We start from the raw sequence: 18,162 nt of genomic DNA on the forward strand, positions 1-18,162 counted from the left end.
GCCTTGAAATTGCCATGTGGTTTTTGCACTGTGCCTCGCATGAAGCAATCTGTCATTACATCATTTATCTGTGCGGCAATTTTGTCCGTCACATCTTCTGCTGTTTACGCTCAGGAAGCCGAAGAAAAACGGTATGACCGCTGCCTTGAAATGGCTGACCGCACGCCTGATAAAGCGATTAATATGGCGCTTGTCTGGCAGGGCGAAGGCGGGGGCGTTCCTGCACGTCACTGTGAAGCGGTGGGATTGTTTGGGCTTGGTGAATTTGCGGAAGCTGGTATCAGGCTGGAACGTATTGCCGAGGATATGCGTATTGGTAAGGATATGCCTATCCGGCGCGGTCAACGTATCACAGCAACGGCTGAAATGCTGGCTGATATGTATGGGCAGGCGGCAAATGCCTGGCTTTTTGCTGATGAAACCGTGAATGCGGAAGCTGCAATTAATACGGCACTTTCGCTGGCTACTGAAAACTCCCTGCAATATGCGAATCTGCTTCTTGATAAGGCGCAAATTTTTGCGGCTGACGGTTCCTTCTCTGAAGCGCTTGGTTTGATAGAACAGGTTATTGTTATTGATGGCGAGCGTAAGGATATTCTTATTTTTGCCGCTTCTTCTGCCCGTGCATCAGATAATTATATCAAAGCGCAGCAATATCTTGATGAATATCAGAAACTGTTCCCAGAGGCCTCCATTGGTTATCTGGAACGTGGGAACCTCGAAGATGCTATGGGCCAGTTTGAACTAGCCCGTAAAAGCTGGTTGAAAGTTATTGAGCTTGACCCCGAAGGTATCGATGCAGAAGCCGCAAGAGCTAACCTCGAGCGGCTTGATCTGCAGATAAAAGATTAAGGTTTTCCTTAAAAGCTTACCTCGGCTTCATAAAGGTCAGGCAGGTTGTTTTCAAAGAGAACGGCGTCACCTTCTTTCCAGTTTGCCTTAGCCCATTTTTCAGCATCATCCTGTTTGGCAAAGGTCATCACGGTCACGCTGCCATCGTTTGCCTGTTCTAATCCCTTAACAAAGGTTGGGATTCGGTCAGGTGTAACAATGAGCACAATGTCACAGTGTTTTGCAGCTAAGGCGCCCAGGCGTTCATGCTCTTTATCATGCATCGAGCCAAGCTCAACCATCCCTGGGGTCACAAGAATGCGGCGTCTGCCTTCTTTTCTAAGCACATCAAGTGTTTCAAGTGCGGCGGCAAACCCAACCGGGTTACTATTATAGGCATCATTAATAAGGGTTGGCCCGGATGTTGATTTGCTCACTTCAAGGCGGTATCTGATTTGTGGTACAGAAGCGAGGGCGCCTTTAATCGCGCTCCAAGGTAATCCAACGGCGCGCGCGGTCGCAGCCGCTGTTGCTACATTACCCGCTTGATGCTCGCCAAACAGTGGGCATTTCAGGATATGTTCTTCATCTTCAGCTTCTACAGTTACTTCAATACCTTCGGGTGTGGAGGTGTATCCTTTGAAAATAACATCACCTTCCGTGCCCACTAACTTATAGTCGCCCGCCACAGCACGCAGGCGCTCATTTAGAAGGCTTGCCTCGATACCGTCTTTATTCACAACCATCTGGCCACCGTTGGCGAAAGTTGCTTCTGCGATTTCAAACTTGGCGCGTGCAACGGTTTCAAGCGTTTTGAAGCGTTCATAGTGCGCAGCGCCAACCGCAGTGATTAAGCCAACATTTGGTGGAGTGAGTTTACATAGCCGCGCAATTGAACCCGGGCCGTATGCGCCCATTTCCACGATGAAAAACTGGTGTTCAGCTGTAAGGCTTTCCCGGATTACCCGTGTGATACCCATATCTGTGTTCACGCTGCCGGGTGTTGCAAGTGTTGGTGCGGCCGCGCCTAGGATGTGGGAAAGGATATGTTTAGTAGAGGTTTTGCCGAACGAGCCAGTGATCGCGATTACCTTTGGCTGAAGCTCAGCAAATTTATCAATTGCTTCCTGTCGAAATTTCGCCTTCACGCGTTCTTCAAATGGTTCCAGAAGCTTGTTGGCAAGCACCAGAAGGAATGGCAGAGCTTGAACAAATACAATCAACAGCGCCGCTACAGCAACAATTTGCCAATCGTAACTTACCTTTACAAAACCAATCATATCCAGCCAGCTTTCGCTGTCTGTTTCAACACTGATGCTGAACTGTGAGCCCTTAGGCGATAGTTTGGAAGCCAAGATCAGAAATGTATAAGCTGCTACTGAAAGCAGCATATAAACTTGTAAAATACGCTTGGCGCGCTGGGTTAATACGAGAGGCTTTTTAGAGTTTTTTCGGTTTTTTCGTGAAAGCCAGATGCCTTGAAATATTGCTACAGCCATTGTTGGCCATACAAGGAAACTCGCAACACCAATTATGAAAGCAGCTTGGGTGTTTGCCAGTAATGTGTGAGAAATAATTCCGATAAGCACAGCCACAAGAAGCCATATGCTAGTGGTTTTATCATAACCTTGTTTTTGTTTGATCCAGGATACAAACCTTGGCCCATCATATTCTTCCTGCTGGAAGAACATCAAAAGGGCTAGCCCTCGCTCATAGGCAAACCACAGGATAAATAATCCGCCAAGAACAGACATAATCAGGTTTGTGGAAAGATCAGGCATTTTCAATATCTTTCAAAAAAGCTTTGATAAGTGCTTCGCACTGATACGCACCTCGGCTCAGTATATCGTGGTGATCATAACCGCTTAGTTCTTCATAGCGCGCCAGAGGAATGAGCCGTTCGTATTTCCTGCCAATCTCTGGTGGCGTATCCGCGTCTTCACTACCGTACACCAGAAGGGTAGGGCAGCGGACTTCCCTTGCTTGTGGGCTCAGGTCTTCTGTTACTGCTTTCACCAGTGTTTGTCGTAAAACACCAGCATTTTTATAATCTGTGCTACCGAATTTGTTGGTATAAGCTTCCCGGAAACTGGTTTTGAAAAGACTATCTGAGAAACGTGCCAGTTTACCAAGAGTACGCAGTAGGAATGCTCGGGTTTTAAACTTCAGGGAACGTTTGCGCTGCAAACCAGCGCCTGCCACAAGAATGATAGCTTTAATACGGTCAGGGTATTTAGCTGCCAGCTGTATAGCGACACGGCCACCATAGCTGTGGCCAATAATTATGTGGCTTTGGCTCGGGTCTAGTTGTTTGATAAAGGCTTCAGAATATTCGAAGGTTCCAGCATCTTCACTAAGGGCAGGTGTATTTCCAAAACCGGGTAGATCATAAAGTCGGTTTGAGGCATCCTTTTTGAAAAGCTCAGCCATGCGACTGAAGCTAGTGTGGCTTGTACCCCAGCCGTGAAGCCAGTGAATTGTGTTCTCGCTTGCGCCTAATTCTTTATAAAACCAGCTTGTATCAGTCACGATGTCTTAGCCTTAGGCAAAAATTTTGGAATCGCCGGCCTGCGCATCCGTCGCGCCAAGTCTTGAGGAAGAGAGGGCGAAGCCTTCTTCAATCATATGGCTTGTAAGTGATAGGAAGCTTACAGGGGTTTCAGCGGCTTCCCACAGGAAATAAGCGAACGACCCTGGAATAGTGTTTACTTCATTAAGCCAGATTTCGCCTGTTTCACCATCACACAAAAAATCAATCCGTACGGAGCCTGCAAGCTTGAGGGCTTTAAAGATGCCGCTCGCTGTATCTCTGATAAAACTCTCCTGCTCAGCTGTAAGTTCATCAGGGTTGAGTGTGCGGTTTAGGGACACCATGCCTTCGCTTGGTCCGCTATCAAGCTTGGGGCCACCTGGTGTACCGCCAGCCAAGTATTTGTTTTTAAAATCAAGAACATCTGCTTCCATTGCCGGGCGTTCAATTGCTGATGTTTCAATAGAACCGTCAGGGCCGTTCATGCAGGCGATGTTATATTCCACCAAGTTTGGCACAAATGGTTCCACGATCGCTTCACTATCCAGGCGAAAAGCGGTCATAAGAGCCGCGATCAGGCCATCTATATCATCAGCCTTGCCTACCCCCACGCTTGAGCCGAGGTTACAAGGTTTAACAATCAGTGGGTAAGTTTCTGAACCAAGAGCTGCCACTAGCTCTTGCTTAATTTTCTCGGGGTCCAGGAAAGTGCCTTTTTCCGGGCGGTTTACTACCAGTTCTGGCAAAACCTTTAGCTCTTCGGCACGGGCTACTTTTTTCGCAAATACTTTATCCATTGTGCCTGCTGCCCCAAGCGTACGACAACCTGCATATGGAATGCCTGCAAAATCAAGAAGGCCCTGCAAGGTACCATCTTCACCGTTAGAGCCGTGAATAGCGGGAACAATCAGGTCAAACGGTATCTGAATACGTTTTTCACCCATTAAGCTTTTTTGGAATGCTGTAAACTGAGGTCTGCCCGCCGCTGCAGTTGCTAAATCCAGATGGATCTGCTGCAAATCCTTATGTGCATCGCCCTTCAGCGGATAGTGAGAGCGCTTGGTAAGCGCGGTGCCTGTCCACCACTGGCCAAGGGGGTCAACATAAACAGGAATACCATCGTATTTACCGGGGTCGAGTGCTTCAAGAAACTGCAAGCCAGTTAGAATACTTACGTCGTGCTCAACACTACGGCCGCCGAAGACAACAGCGATGGTTTTTTTTTCCGCCATGGTTCCCCCTAAGGATTTAAATCAAACTCTTCTTTCATGTAGCCAATAATCGGCTGCTGAGCAAAGGCAAATAACGAAAAAGAATGGCAGATTGACGGCAAAACAGCACTTATCAACTTTCAGTGTGGTGATTGACCCTTATCTGGCGATGGCTAGTATCCGTGCAGGGCTAAATTTGAAGTAGGAGCATAGGGTGAGGATCAAGAATTTTGTGAAAGGGTTGTTGCTTGCGGGAACTATTGCAGGCACGGCTTCTGCCCAGAATTGGGATCAGGTTGAAATTAAAACCGAACATTTGCGCGGTAATTTGCATGTACTTTATGGTGCCGGCGGCAATATTGGTATTTCTGCGGGGCCAGACGGTATTTTCATTATCGATGATCAGTTCGCACCGCTTACTGACCGTATCAAGGCGGCAATTGCCAAAATTTCTGATGCTGAAATCCGCTTTGCTATCAATACGCATTTCCATGGTGACCATACAGGCGGCAACGAAAATGTTGGTAAAACCGGTACGGTGATTGTAGCGCATGATAATGTACGGGTTCGTCTTTCAAAAGGAGCCTTCATCAAGGCGTTCAATAACAAAATGGAAGCACAGCCAGGTCCTGCGCTTCCTGTTGTTACTTTTAATGATGAGATGTCTTTGCACCTGAACGGTGATGATGCGCGCCTTATCCATGTGAAAAATGCACATACAGACGGTGATAGTTTCGTTTATTTCAAGGAAACTAACCTTATCCATATGGGTGATTTGTTCTTCGCAGGCAGTTTCCCGTTCATTGATGTAGATAATGGCGGTGATATTGATGGCGTGATTGCAGCGTCTAAAAAAGCACTATCTATGTCGAATGAGGAAACCATTATTATCCCGGGGCATGGGCAAGTAACGGATAAAGCTGGCTTGATGAAATATCTTGGAGTGCTTCAGGAATCTCGTACAATTGTTGCCAAACTAAAAGGCGAAGGCAAAAGCCTTGAAGATATCCAGAAGATGAAAGCACTTGCCGAAGTGGAAAAGCAGGTTGGTTCCCTCCGTGATGGTTGGACAGACCGTTTCATCGAGTTTGTATATAAAAGCGTTTAGTATTTGCTGATATAATCGATTTGAAAGGCTCGCTGTTTTGCGGGTCTTTTTCATGTATCGAAGCAATTTTACATTCAGCAATACATGCAAACTCTTGCTGATGCATTCTCCAGCTCTAAAGTAACCGGGACAGGAGGGTGTTAATGAACAAACCATTTGCCAGCTATGAGAAAAGGCTTAATCGGGTTCTCTCGTATATTTATGAGAATCTGGATGAAGAATTAAGCCTTGATACGCTCGCAGATATTGCCTGCATGTCCCGCTATCATTGGCACCGTGTTTTCAAAGCGATGACAGGGGAAACACTTGCGGGTGTTGTGCGAAACTTACGCCTTAGCAAGGCTGCAAACCTTCTTGTACATGAAGACGCTTCTGTAAGGGATGTTGCGAAGCAAGTTGGTTTCCAAAACCTGGCCAGTTTCTCTCGTGCCTTTAAAAAGGCTCACGGCGTTTCGCCGAATGATTTCCGGGAGCAAGGTGCTCAAATCACTAACTTACTATCCTTAAGTGAAGGGAATGAGAGCATGTATCCAATATCAATAGTGGAAATGAACGGATTTCGAGCTGCAGGCGTTTGCCATGTTGGACCATATCAGCACATTGGAAAGGCGTTTAAAGGTCTCGGCTCTGTCTTGATGGCAAATTCTTTAATGGATCAGGTGAATAGTTTGTTTGCCATCTATCATGATGCGCCAGATTCTAAACCAAGCGCGGAATTTCGGTCTCATGTTGCCGTTTCTTTGAAAGAGGGGTTCCCCGAAGGGCTTGATAGTCTTGATTATTTCGATGTTGAGGGCGGCAAGTATGCGGTGCTGGAACATAAAGGGCCATATTCAAACCTGAAGGCTGCTTATGAGTGGTTTTACGGTAAATGGTTGCCGCAGTCTGGGGAGGAACCTCGGGATATGCCGCCTCTTGAGGTATATATTAATGATCCGAAAGTTACACCGACCTCAGAGCTCCGTACGGATATTCGTATCCCGCTTCGATAGTAAGCTTGTACGCAAAAAAAGAAAGGCCCGCATTATGCGAGCCTTTTGATATTCATTGCAGAGAAGGTATTTACTGCTTTTTCTCTTTTTCAATCACTACTCTGCGAGTTTCACCGCTATTCCCTGGGAACTGTTCGAACAGTGCTTTTGCGAGATACGGCATAACCTTAGGAAGATCTTTGCGGCGTGTCTCTGTTTCGGCACGACCTTCATAAACAAGGGTACCGTCAGGTTTGCGGAGTTCCACACGTAGTGTCGCGAGATAAACTGTACGGGCAACAACTTCATTGTTGAAGCCGTTACCAAAACCATAACCAAAGCCGCCGTATGGGCCAAAGAAAGGTGAACGCCAGAAACGTCCATATCCCCAGTAACCGGTTGTCCAATATGGGTAAGGAGTGATACCTGGGCGGTTAATAAGCTTTTCACGGCCATCATCAATGGTTACATCAAAGCCAGCAATTAATTCTGGTTCGCTTTCACCCGTTTCTTTATAGCCGTATCCCTGTAATTGAACCGCGATTGCATCTGCATACTGGCGGAATTCAATACTGTCTTGCTTTTCAGGGTTCATTGGGGTTAACAACACACGTTCACCGCCGGGGGCCGTGATTTCGTGGAATGTTGTTACATTACTCCGGAAATTACTAGCACAGGCACTTAGTGCCATAACACCCAGTACCAGAAGCACTCGGCTAAAAATTTTGGTCATTACAAGTCTCCGCTCATCCCTTTGAATAACACTATAAACAGCCCAAAGGTCACATCAACAGCTTTCCCGCTAATGTGACATAATGGTAGGGTTCAGTGTATGAACGATAGCTGAACGAAAGTGTGGCTTTCATGAATGTTAGCTCAAGAAACCTACAGCTTTCTTCACTTCTTTAAGAATAGGTTGTGCAATAGCATCAGCTTTTTCTGCGCCAGATCTTAAAATGCCATCAATATAAGCATGATCTTGCTCAATGCGTGCCATTTCTTCAGTGATTGGTGCAAGCTTGGCAACCGCCAGCTCTGTCAGTGCTTTCTTAAAGTCACCAAAGCCTTTTCCTTCGAATTCAGCACAGACTGTATCCCGGCTTACCTCTGAAAGGGCAGCATAGATACCAATAAGGTTTTGTGCTTCTGCGCGGCCTTCGAGTAAATCAGCCTTACCCGGGATCAGTTCTGCATCCGTCTTCGCTTTGCGGATTTTTTGAGCAATAGTATCTGAATCGTCGTTCAAATTTATACGACTATATTCAGATGGATCAGATTTGGACATTTTCTTGGTGCCGTCACGCAGGCTCATCACTCGTGCTCCTTCACCAAGGATTAGCGGTTCAGTGATCGGGAACAGGTCTACACCAAAATCATGATTGAATTTCTGTGCGATATCGCGGGTCAGTTCAAGATGCTGTTTCTGATCTTCCCCAACAGGAACGTGTGTTGCCTGATAGAGTAGGATATCCGCCGCCATCAGGTTTGGATACACATAAAGGCCTGTCGAAGCATTCTCGCGGTTCTTGCCAGCTTTATCCTTGAACTGTGTCATACGGTTAAGCCAGCCAAGGCGTGCTACACAGTTGAAAATCCAAGCAAGTTCAGCATGGCCCGAAACCTGGCTCTGGTTAAAGAGAATTGATTTCTCAGGATCAACGCCAGAGGCAATATAGGCTGCCGCCGCCTGGCGGGTCTGGGCTGCAAGCTCTTGCGGGTCTTGCCAGACAGTGATCGCGTGCATGTCTACTACACAGTAGATGCATTCATAATTTTCCTGCAGCTTTACCCAGTTACGGAGCGCGCCAAGGTAGTTACCAAGTGTCAGCTTACCTGATGGCTGAGCGCCAGAAAAAACGCGATTTTTCACTGTATATCTCCAATTATTCAGCGTGTAGCTGCCTTATTACAGGCTGGTTTCATCCGGTCAAGCAGCGATCAGGCATTTGGGCGGATAAATCGCTTCAATTCTGTGATAGTCAGCGCCTTCATACTGAAAACTGGGATAAAATAGAGTATCACACCGAAAATGATGACGCCGACAAGCGCGGATATGCGGGTGATACCATCAGTCACAAAATAGTCTGCCAAGTATGGGAGACTGTAGAAAAGCGTTCCAGCCATAATGAAGGAAGAAACGGTAAACTTTATCAATCGACTGATTGTATCTTTTTCAAGTGTGAGTTGGCCGCGTTTTTTTAAGCCGTAGTAATACATAAAAACACTGGCCCATGCTGCAATAGCCGTGGCTGCAGCGAGACCTACATGCCCCATAAACTGAATGAAGATGATATTAAGTACTGTATTGATGACAAGTGAAATTGCAGCAAGTTTTACAGGTGTTTTAGTGTCTTTCCGAGCGAAATACCCCGGGGTGAGGGCTTTAGCGATCACGTAGGCTGGCAGGCCTGCCGCATATACCGTAAGTGCAAGAGCTGTAGCTGCGGTATCTGTACTAACGAAAGCGTCTCTTTCAAAAAGGGTAGCTATGATGGGGCCAGCGGCTACCATAAGTGCTGCAGCAGACGGTAAGGTAAGGAAAAGTGAAAACTCAAGTGCTCGGTTTTGTTGCCTGTTAGCACCAGCTTCATCGCCACCGGCAAGCAGGCGGGAAATACTTGGTAAAAGTACCGTACCAACCGCAATGCCAATTACGCCGAGAGGCAGCTGGTTAAGTCTATCTGCATAAAAGAGCCAGGAAACAGAACCTTCAGGTAGAAATCGGGCGGCAAGGATAACATCGATAAGAAGATTGATCTGAATAACGCCAGCACCGATTGCTGCTGGGCCAATCAAACTTAAAAGCTCTCTTACATTTTCTGATAGTCTCGGTCTTGGTAAATAGATACGAACTCCAGCTTTAAGAGCTGCACCATATACCCAAAGAAGTTGAGCAAGGCCTGCAAGAGAGACAGTGATTGCTAGTTTTCTAGCCGCTTCCAGTTCGCTTTCTCCATATAGATAAAGCGCTATAATCATAAAGATATTTAGGATTACCGGAGCAAAAGCCGCAGCGGAGTATCGCCCATAGGCATTCAGCACTCCTGAAAAGAAAGATACCAATGATATGAAAAGAAGATATGGGAATATGTAGCGGCCCAACTCTACCACAAAATTAAACTTCTGGGTATCGCCCTCAAAGCCACCAGTGAGCCCGAACATAATAGGCACCATGCCTATTTCCATAACAATAAGGAAGAAAAGAAGGATGGGAAACAGCCAACTAAGCACGTGGCTGGCAAATTCTTCTGCGGCCTTTCGGCTTTCAGGTGTTATGTCTTTCCCTAGCCGTCTTGAGAACAGTGGTACAAAACCAACGGAAAAAGCACCTTCTGCAAAAAGTCGTCTAAAGAAGTTGGGTAATTTAAATGCTATGAAAAAAGCATCGGCGGCTAAACCTGCTCCTAGATATTTAGCCATAAACATATCTCGGACAAAGCCGAAAATCCGGCTTAAGAGAGTGAAGCCACTTACAGTTGAAATACCCTTAATAAGGCTCACTCAGTTTTCTCCAGCGTCTTTTTCTTTTCTGTTTTGGTTGGCTTTGGGCCAAAAATAGGCTTGCCACTCGCGGCCTTCAGGAGTTTTTCTTCAATATTTCTCAGGCGTACTTTGTTTGATAGTTTTTGGCCTGTCAGATCACGCACATAAAATACATCAACAGCTCGTTCACCAATGGTGGAAATATGCGCTGAGAAAATGGAAAGTTTAAGGCCGTAAAGCGCATAGGCTAAATCATAAAGTAGTCCAGGACGATCTTTAGCGTTAACCTCAATTACTGTTGACCAGTTTGAAGCTTTATTATCAATCAGTACCACGGGTTCTACTTCAAAGGCGTCTGATTTATTGCCAAATACTTTTTTGTTTTTCAGGCGCTCCTTGGGGCGTACCTTGCCTTTAAGGGTGGCCAGAATGGTTTCTTCAAGCTTATCAAGTGACCGGCGGCTATCAAAAGCATGGCCTTCCAGATCCTGTACGGTGAAATTATCGACAGCCATGCCGTCTTTAGAGGTATGAATTTTCGCACCAGTAATTGTGGCACCAGCAACACCAAGCGCGCCAACCACACGAGCAAACATGCCTGGGTGATCTTCCCCGTAAATGGCGACATTGGTCATATCCTGAAAGGTTTCAATCCGAGCTGTCACGCCCAGAATATCGCCGTTCTCGTCTATACGGCGCATCAATCGAGCATTCTGAATGAGCGTATCGTTTTCTTCCGCAATCCAGTAGGCATCGTTCATACGGTTCTGGTGTTTGTCGATGTCGTTTTCATTCCAGTCACTGAGTGATGCTGTAAGCTTTTCTTTCTTCGCCTTTACACGTTCCTGACGGCCACGAGTTGCGTGTCCCACAAGTAGTACTTCTTCAGCAGCAGCATATAATTCCCTGAGGAGTTGGCCTTTCCAGCCGTTCCAAACGCCGGGACCAACCGCGCGAATATCAACCACGGTAAGTACGAGTAAAAGCCTCAAGCGTTCTGGGCTTTTCACCAGTTCGCAAAAATCCAGAATGGTTTTATGGTCTGAAAGGTCTCGTTTGAAGGCAGTGTTGCTCATAAGTAAGTGCCAGCGTACGAGCCACGCTACAGTTTCAGTTTCTGCAGGCTTAAGGCCCAGGCGCGGACATAATTTTTCAGCTACTTCAGCGCCTAAAACGCTGTGGTCACCGCCGCGGCCTTTTGCAACATCATGTAAAAGTACAGCCACATATAGCACTTTGCGGGAGATAACCTTTTGAATAACGTCTGTTGAAAGTGGGTGATCTTGCGCAAGCTCTCCTGCCTCTATTTTTGCTAAAAGGCCGATGGCGCGAATGGTGTGTTCATCCACGGTATAGTGGTGATACATATCATATTGCATCTGGGCCACCACGCGGCCAAAATCAGGAATGAAGCGTCCGAAAACGCCTGCCTCATTCATGCGGCGAAGATTGATCTCGCCTTCCTTCTGGCTGGTGAGAACGGAGAGAAAATCATCGTTCACATCAGGATGCCTGCGTACGCGGGAGGAAATTTTCCCTAAATTCTGTTTCATCAGCCGTAGCGCAGATGGATGAATATCAAGGCCGTGCTCGTCAGCTATCCGGAATATTTTCACCATCAGACCAGGATTGGTTTTGAAATCATCCTCGTTGATCACAGTTAAGCGGCCGCTTTCAACAGCGAACTGCTTCAGCTTTTTGGTGCGACGGAAGCGTGCAAAGAAGCTCTTTTGTTCCCGTTCTTCAAGTACGGCGCAGAAAATTCGAGTAAGGTCACCTACTTGTTTTGCAACAAGAAAATAGTGTTTCATAAAGCGTTCAACGCCGCTCGCACCAGGGTGGTCTTTATAGTGAAGCGTTTCCGCGAGTTGCCTTTGCATATCAAAGCTCAAGCGTTCCTCGGCGCGGTTTGCTAGGAAATGAAGGGCAACACGAACTGTCCAGAGGAAAGATTCCGCTTTTTGGAACTGACGGTTTTCATCTTTAGTGAGAATATCGGGCTTCACAGCGTTCGAGCGGTTTACGCCGTATAGATTCCGGGCAATCCACCACATGGTTTGAAGGTCTCTAAGCCCGCCTTTACCTTCCTTGATGTTGGGCTCCACCACATAGCGGCTATCACCCAGTTTTTTATGACGCTTATCGCGTTCTTCAAGCTTGCCTTCGATAAACTCCGGGCCGGAATTATTTACTACCCGACGCCAGAACTGTTTGGCTGCGGTTTTAAAGAGTTTTTCATCCCCCCAAAGGAAACGTGCTTCGAGAAGCGATGTACGAATACTCAGATCTTCTTTTGCGAGGCGTACACATTCATCTGGTGTCCGTGTGGCGTGCCCAACCTTCAGCCCTAAATCCCACAGTACATAGAGCATATATTCCACGACGCTCTCGGCCCATGGTGTGGATTTGTAAGGGATCAGAAACAGCAGATCTACATCTGAATATGGTGCCAGTTCACCGCGCCCATATCCACCGGTTGCCACAAGCCCCAAACGCTCTGAAGAAGTTGGATTGTTAAGTGGATAGACATGCTTTGTGACAAAATCAAACAGCGTGCGAAGTAGTTGGTCCATCACATACGATAGTGACTCTGCTGAAACATGACCTTTTTCAGCATCTTCAAAAAAACGACGTTTTACCTCTTCCCAACCTGAGCGGTGGGCAGCTTTCAGGACTTTTACCAGCTCCAGCTGCCATTTTTCCTTGGGTGTATTTTCCACAAGTGCATCTAACGCAATAACCAATTCTTTGCGGTTAATAAGGGCGCGCCTATTGCGGATTTTGCTCATTACAAGGTCTTCTTCTTAAGGGTTCGGTAAAAGGTCCTTCAGATTATAAACTATTTCAAGCGCTTCTTTTGGCGAGAGCTCATCAGGATTAATTTCTGAGAGTTTTTCCTCTACCTCAGAAGGCGTAGCTTCGTAGCTGGTAGTAGGTTCGTTGAGAGTTGCATTATGGAATAGCGGAAGATCTTGAATAAGGCCTTGGGCTTTATCGCCTTTATCGCTGTTTTCAAGATGATCAAGTACCTGACGGGCACGGTTAATAACCGCTGTTGGCAAACCTGCAAGTTTGGCAACTTGAATACCATATGATCGGTCAGCTGCGCCTGCGGCTACTTCGTGAAGGAAGACAACATCACCCTTCCATTCCCGTACCTTCATGGACCGGAGAGATACGCTTTCCAGCGTTTCTTTAAGCGCTGTCAGTTCATGGTAGTGGGTCGCGAATAATGCGCGGCTTTGGTTGATGTTATGAAGGTTTTCAACAGCGGCCCAGGCGATGGAAAGCCCATCATAAGTAGCTGTGCCGCGGCCGATTTCATCCAGAATAACCAGTGAACGTGGGCCCGCCTGATTAAGGATAGCGGCAGTTTCCACCATTTCTACCATAAAGGTTGATCTGCCGTGTGCCAGGTCGTCAGAAGCACCAACGCGGCTGAAAAGCCTGTCCACGGAACCAATATGGGCGCTGGTGGCAGGTACGAAACTTCCCATTTGTGCGAGTACAGCAATAAGCGCGTTTTGTCTAAGGAACGTAGATTTACCAGCCATATTCGGGCCAGTAATCAGCCATAGGCGTTGTTCGGGTGATAAGTCACAGTCATTTGCAACAAATGGCTTACTGTCTGCGGCCATTAGAGCTTTTTCTACAACCGGGTGCCTAGCTCCGATCACATCAAAAGCAAGGCTGTCATCTACCTCAGGGCGGATATAACGATCTTCTTCCGCAAGGGTTGCAAGGCTTGTGGAGACATCCAACATTGCGAGAGCATCAGCTGCCATAGAAATTGGGCCAGCCAACTCCATAATCATAGCGACTAAACCCGTGAACATATCAGCTTCAAGCGCAAGTGCGCGATCACCAGCTTCAGAAATTTTGCCTGCTAGCTTTGAAAGTTCAGCTGTAGAAAAACGTACCGCATTTGCAAGGGTCTGGCGGTGAATAAAGGTTTCATTTAGTGGTTCTTGTAACAGTTTATCTGCATTTTTTGCAGTTACATCTACATGGAAGCCGAGCACATTATTATGTTTGATTTTTAGGCTGTTGATACCTGTAAGTCGCTGATATTCGGCCTCAAGCTGGGCGATCAATCGGCGGCTATGGTCCTTGAGTGTTCTGTATTCATCAAGCGCTTCACTGTAGTTTTCGCGGATATAACCGCCATCGCGGGTAATAAGCGGTGGTTCATCGACAATGGCGCGTGCAAGCTCATCAATAAGGTCATTGTGGCTACCCAAATCTTCGTGGGCATCCTGAATAAGATCAGGAACTTCATCCAGTGCACCACTTGGGCCACTCAGGTAAGTCTGAATAAGCTTCGCTGCCTTAAGGCCTTCGCGGATCATGGCTAAATCACGGGGGCCGCCGCGGCCTAGAGAAAGCCTTGCCAGTGCCCGTTCAATATCAGGTGTGTTCTTTAGTGTATCCCGCACATCAAGGCGCAGTGTGCTACGCTTATGCATATAATCCACACAGTCCAGCCGTTCGTTAATGCGAACAGGGTCTGTAAGCGGCGCGGAAAGGCGTTTGGCAAGCAAGCGCGCACCTGCGCCAGTAACTGTGCGGTCAATAGTGGAAAGAAGGCTTCCGGATGTCTCACCCGTTTGTGTGCGTACTAGTTCAAGGCTACGGCGTGTGGCAGCATCAATCATCATTGTGCCATCAGCAGACAGGCGCTTAGGTGGGTAAAGCCTTGGCATTTTACCCTTCTGGGTATCATCGAGATAATCAACCAGTGCGCCAGCGGCAGCTAGATCTGCGCGTGTGAAATTCGCGAAACCATCCAGCGTTGAAACGTCAAACAGCTCTTGCAAACGGCGACTGCCAAAACCGCTATCAAATCGGCTTTTATCCATTGGGCTGATGATACTGCGCCAATCAAACAAGCCAGCAGAAAGTGTATCGTCTGCCATCATGTCGTTGGGTACGAGTAGTTCGCCGGGTTGTAGGCGCGCGAGGTCTGCGTCAAGTCTGCCAGCCTTGGTAGGCAAAACGAAAAACTCGCCTGTGGACATTTCAGCAACCGCGAGCGCCATATCTTTCTGTGCGCGGCCAAGAGCCACCAGATAGTTGTTTGACCGTGGGTTGAGAAGATTTTCTTCCGTAATGGTACCCGGAGTTACAAGACGTACCACCTCGCGGCGTACTACAGCTTTTGACCCGCGCTTTTTGGCTTCAGCAGGGTCTTCGGTTTGTTCGCAAACAGCTACTTTGAAAGATTTTTTAATAAGGCGAGAGAGATACATTTCTGAGGCATGCACAGGTACGCCTGCCATTGGGATATCATTACCGTCAATCTTACCGCGTTTTGTGAGCGTGATATCAAGCGCCGCTGAAGCGCGTTCTGCATCTTCGAAAAACAGCTCGTAAAAATCACCCATTCTGTAAAAAAGAAGGCAATCAGGGTAAGCTGCTTTAATCTCAAGAAACTGCGCCATCATTGGAGTAACGCCCGGAGCTTTGGCCATTTTTGTCCATATATTATCAGTATTTGCAGATGTTTCTTCTTGAATATCTGCTACTGCTCCGGATACTGAACTCGACGCCATTATATAAAAAACCTCTGGTAAACTTGTTAAATTTCAATTGTCATAGGCTTTATGCCATAGTATGCGGCATATAAGTAGCTTGCTTTTATAGCAATATGGCCCCAACGGCTACAAGAGAACAAAGGATCCCCAATGCCTACAAAATCATCCAAGTTTACGGATGCTGAAGCGCTTCGCTTTCACTCGGCTGGTCGCCCCGGTAAATTAGAGATTACACCGTCAAAACCAATGGCAACGCAGAGAGACCTCTCGCTTGCTTATAGCCCAGGTGTGGCAGTCCCTGTAGAGGCAATCGCAGAAGACCCTGATACAGCCTATGACTATACCACCAAGGGTAACCTTGTTGCGGTGATTTCAAACGGTACAGCGATTCTTGGTCTTGGCAATCTTGGTGCGCAGGCATCCAAGCCGGTGATGGAAGGAAAGTCTGTACTTTTCAAGCGTTTCGCTGATGTGGATTCGATTGACCTTGAGGTCGACAGTGAAGACATTGATGAATTTGTAAACTGTGTGAAACTGCTTGGCCCTAGCTTCGGCGGTATTAACCTTGAAGATATTGGTGCGCCTGCGTGTTTCATTATTGAGCAGCGTCTTCGCGAAGCAATGGATATCCCTGTATTCCATGATGATCAGCATGGTACTGCGATTATCACTGCGGCGGGTTTCCTGAATGCGCTTGATATCACTGGTCGCGACATCAAAGATACTAAGGTTGTGGCGATTGGTGCTGGTGCAGCTTGTATTGCCTGTATTGAGCTGATCAAGGCAATGGGCCTTCCGCATGAAAATGTAACCATGGTTGACCGTACTGGCGTGATTTATTCAGGCCGTGAAGAAGGTATGAACCAGTGGAAATCAGCCCACGCTATTGAAACAGATGACCGTACGCTTGAGGAGGCGATCGCGGGCGCTGATGCTGTTCTTGGCCTGGCTGGCCCGGGTGCGATTACGCAGGATATGGTGAAATCCATGGCGGATAAGCCAATTATTTTCGCGATGGCAAACCCTGACCCTGAGATTACACCGGAAGCAGTAGCTGAAGTGCGCAAAGATGCCATTATGGCAACAGGCCGTTCTGATTATCCAAATCAGGTAAATAACGTTCTTGGTTTTCCGTATATCTTCCGTGGTGCTCTTGATGTACGTGCACGCACCATCAATGAAGAAATGAAAATTGCTTGTGCAAAAGCGCTCGCTGAATTAGCTCGCGAAGATGTGCCTGATGAAGTAGCAGCAGCTTATGGTGGCGAGCAGCCTCATTACGGCCCAGACTATATTATCCCGGCACCGTTTGATCCGCGCCTTATCTGTCGTCTGCCGATGGCGGTGGCACAAGCTGCAATGGATACAGGCGTTGCTCGTAAGCCGATTGAAGACATGGCTGCGTATGAAGTTGAACTGTCTGCACGCCTTGATCCGACAGCTGGTACACTTTCCGGTATGTTTGAAGATCTCAAGCGCCGCGAACCACGCCGTGTGGTGTTTGCGGAAGCAGAAGAAGAAAAAGTTCTGCGCGCAGCCGTTGGTTTTAAAGCTGCAGGATACGGTATTCCTGTTCTTGTGGGTTATGAAGCACCAATCCGTGAAAAACTCCGTGAGATGGGTGTGGATGATAAAGCCTTTGAAATTAAGAACGCAAGCAATACAGACCGCACGCAGGCCTACGTTGATTATATGTATGAGCGTTTGAACCGCCGTGGTTACCTGCTTCGTGATATCCAGCGTATGATCAAGCGGGACCGGAACGTATTCTCTGCCTGTATGGTGGCAACAGGGGATGCAGATGCGGTCCTTACGGGTGTAACCCGCCATTATTGGCGTGCGCTTAAAAACATTAAACGTGTTGTTGATCCACTTCCAGGCCAGCGTCCATTTGGTCTTTCCATTGTTGTAGCCAAAGGCCGCACTGTATTTATGGCCGATACAACAGTGAATGAAAATCCGAGTGCGGAAGATCTTGCGGATATTGCTGAAAGCGCTGCCGGGTTTGCACGCCGTATGGGACATGACCCACGAGTTGCGTTCCTGTCTTTCTCTAACTTTGGTAATCCGCCATCTGATAAAACAAGCCACCTTCAGGAAGCTGTACGTATTCTTGATGATCGCGACGTTGATTTCGAATATGACGGTGAGATGCAGGCAGATGTGGCGCTGAATAAAGATCTGAAAGAGCTTTATCCATTTATGCGTATGTCCGGCCCTGCGAATATCCTGATTATGCCAGCGCTTCACTCTGCGAATATTGCCTACAAGCTTCTTTCTGAACTTGGTGATGCTAAGGTTATTGGCCCACTATTACTTGGCATGAACCATTCAATTCAGGTGGCCCGTATGACATCTTCATCATCTGATTTGGTGAACATGGCTGGCTTAGCGGCAAGTAACGCGCATGCCCTTGAGGTAATGAAGAAAAGCAAAAAATAGTTACTAAGCTAATTATAGATTCAAAAAAGGCCTTGCTTTTGTAAGGCCTTTT

At 47.3% G+C, this 18,162-nt stretch carries 12 protein-coding genes; 4 read left to right on the forward strand and 8 right to left on the reverse strand.

Going from position 1 to position 18,162, the window contains the following annotated elements; all coding sequences use genetic code 11:
* The first annotated feature begins 39 nt into the window (after positions 1–39).
* Entirely contained in the window at positions 40–852 is an 813-nt protein-coding gene (locus KFE96_RS02220) for a M48 family metallopeptidase (protein WP_255834392.1), read from the forward strand.
* An 8-nt stretch (positions 853–860) separates the two neighbouring features.
* On the opposite strand, the gene KFE96_RS02225 is transcribed toward KFE96_RS02220, so the two are convergent.
* From KFE96_RS02225 to KFE96_RS02235, 3 genes are read right to left on the reverse strand one after another with little or no spacing between them, the layout of a single operon-like run.
* Positions 861–2,612: a UDP-N-acetylmuramoyl-tripeptide--D-alanyl-D-alanine ligase gene (locus KFE96_RS02225; RefSeq protein WP_255834393.1), complete on the reverse strand. Its 1,752-nt coding sequence runs from the start codon at positions 2,610–2,612 to the stop codon at positions 861–863.
* Complete coding sequence (locus KFE96_RS02230) at positions 2,605–3,360, reverse strand: alpha/beta fold hydrolase (RefSeq protein ID WP_255834394.1); 756 nt, start codon at positions 3,358–3,360, stop codon at positions 2,605–2,607. Before KFE96_RS02230 ends, KFE96_RS02225 begins: the two co-directional genes overlap by 8 nt.
* A gap of 12 nt (positions 3,361–3,372) precedes the next feature.
* Positions 3,373–4,593 (reverse strand): hypothetical protein, encoded by a 1,221-nt coding sequence (locus KFE96_RS02235; protein WP_255834395.1) that lies wholly within the window; start codon positions 4,591–4,593, stop codon positions 3,373–3,375.
* Between the two features lie 193 nt (positions 4,594–4,786).
* Here KFE96_RS02235 and KFE96_RS02240 point away from each other — a divergent pair, with 193 nt between their 5' ends.
* Both KFE96_RS02240 and KFE96_RS02245 read left to right on the forward strand, forming a co-directional pair.
* Complete coding sequence (locus tag KFE96_RS02240) at positions 4,787–5,680, forward strand: MBL fold metallo-hydrolase (protein WP_255834396.1); 894 nt, start codon at positions 4,787–4,789, stop codon at positions 5,678–5,680.
* A 143-nt stretch (positions 5,681–5,823) separates the two neighbouring features.
* On the forward strand, positions 5,824–6,672 hold the full coding sequence (locus KFE96_RS02245; RefSeq protein ID WP_255834397.1) for a GyrI-like domain-containing protein: 849 nt from the start codon (positions 5,824–5,826) through the stop codon (positions 6,670–6,672).
* Between the two features lie 70 nt (positions 6,673–6,742).
* On the opposite strand, the gene KFE96_RS02250 is transcribed toward KFE96_RS02245, so the two are convergent.
* The 5 genes from KFE96_RS02250 to mutS form a co-directional block, all read right to left on the reverse strand.
* Positions 6,743–7,384 (reverse strand): DUF4136 domain-containing protein, encoded by a 642-nt coding sequence (locus tag KFE96_RS02250; protein WP_255834398.1) that lies wholly within the window; start codon positions 7,382–7,384, stop codon positions 6,743–6,745.
* A 138-nt stretch (positions 7,385–7,522) separates the two neighbouring features.
* Positions 7,523–8,521, reverse strand: a complete 999-nt coding sequence (gene trpS / locus KFE96_RS02255; RefSeq protein ID WP_255834399.1) for a tryptophan--tRNA ligase — start codon at positions 8,519–8,521, stop codon at positions 7,523–7,525.
* A gap of 68 nt (positions 8,522–8,589) precedes the next feature.
* Complete coding sequence (gene murJ, locus KFE96_RS02260) at positions 8,590–10,152, reverse strand: murein biosynthesis integral membrane protein MurJ (protein WP_255834400.1); 1,563 nt, start codon at positions 10,150–10,152, stop codon at positions 8,590–8,592.
* Positions 10,149–12,923 carry a [protein-PII] uridylyltransferase gene (locus KFE96_RS02265; RefSeq protein WP_255834401.1) on the reverse strand — a complete coding sequence of 925 codons (2,775 nt, stop codon included), beginning with the start codon at positions 12,921–12,923 and terminating at the stop codon, positions 10,149–10,151. Before KFE96_RS02265 ends, murJ begins: the two co-directional genes overlap by 4 nt.
* Positions 12,924–12,938: 15 nt before the next feature.
* The gene (mutS, locus tag KFE96_RS02270; RefSeq protein ID WP_255834402.1) at positions 12,939–15,686 is read right to left on the reverse strand and encodes a DNA mismatch repair protein MutS; all 2,748 of its coding nucleotides are present in this window, start codon (positions 15,684–15,686) and stop codon (positions 12,939–12,941) included.
* 132 nt (positions 15,687–15,818) lie between these two features.
* On the opposite strand from mutS, the gene KFE96_RS02275 reads away from it, so the two are divergent.
* Complete coding sequence (locus KFE96_RS02275; protein ID WP_247019448.1) at positions 15,819–18,110, forward strand: NADP-dependent malic enzyme; 2,292 nt, start codon at positions 15,819–15,821, stop codon at positions 18,108–18,110.
* Positions 18,111–18,162 lie beyond the last annotated feature (52 nt).

Source organism: Kordiimonas sp. SCSIO 12603 (assembly GCF_024398035.1).
Taxonomy (GTDB): Bacteria; Pseudomonadota; Alphaproteobacteria; order Sphingomonadales; family Kordiimonadaceae; genus Kordiimonas.

Bases quoted from the DNA above. Each gene is read 5' to 3' on its own strand.
- KFE96_RS02265 (WP_255834401.1), bottom strand. From the start codon at position 12,923: ATGAGCAAAATCCGCAATAGGCGCGCCCTTATTAACCGCAAAGAATTG.
- mutS (WP_255834402.1), bottom strand. From the start codon at position 15,686: ATGGCGTCGAGTTCAGTATCCGGAGCAGTAGCAGATATTCAAGAAGAA.
- KFE96_RS02225 (WP_255834393.1), bottom strand. From the start codon at position 2,612: ATGCCTGATCTTTCCACAAACCTGATTATGTCTGTTCTTGGCGGATTA.
- KFE96_RS02235 (WP_255834395.1), bottom strand. From the start codon at position 4,593: ATGGCGGAAAAAAAAACCATCGCTGTTGTCTTCGGCGGCCGTAGTGTT.
- KFE96_RS02275 (WP_247019448.1), top strand. From the start codon at position 15,819: ATGCCTACAAAATCATCCAAGTTTACGGATGCTGAAGCGCTTCGCTTT.
- KFE96_RS02250 (WP_255834398.1), bottom strand. From the start codon at position 7,384: ATGACCAAAATTTTTAGCCGAGTGCTTCTGGTACTGGGTGTTATGGCA.
- KFE96_RS02220 (WP_255834392.1), top strand. From the start codon at position 40: ATGAAGCAATCTGTCATTACATCATTTATCTGTGCGGCAATTTTGTCC.
- KFE96_RS02245 (WP_255834397.1), top strand. From the start codon at position 5,824: ATGAACAAACCATTTGCCAGCTATGAGAAAAGGCTTAATCGGGTTCTC.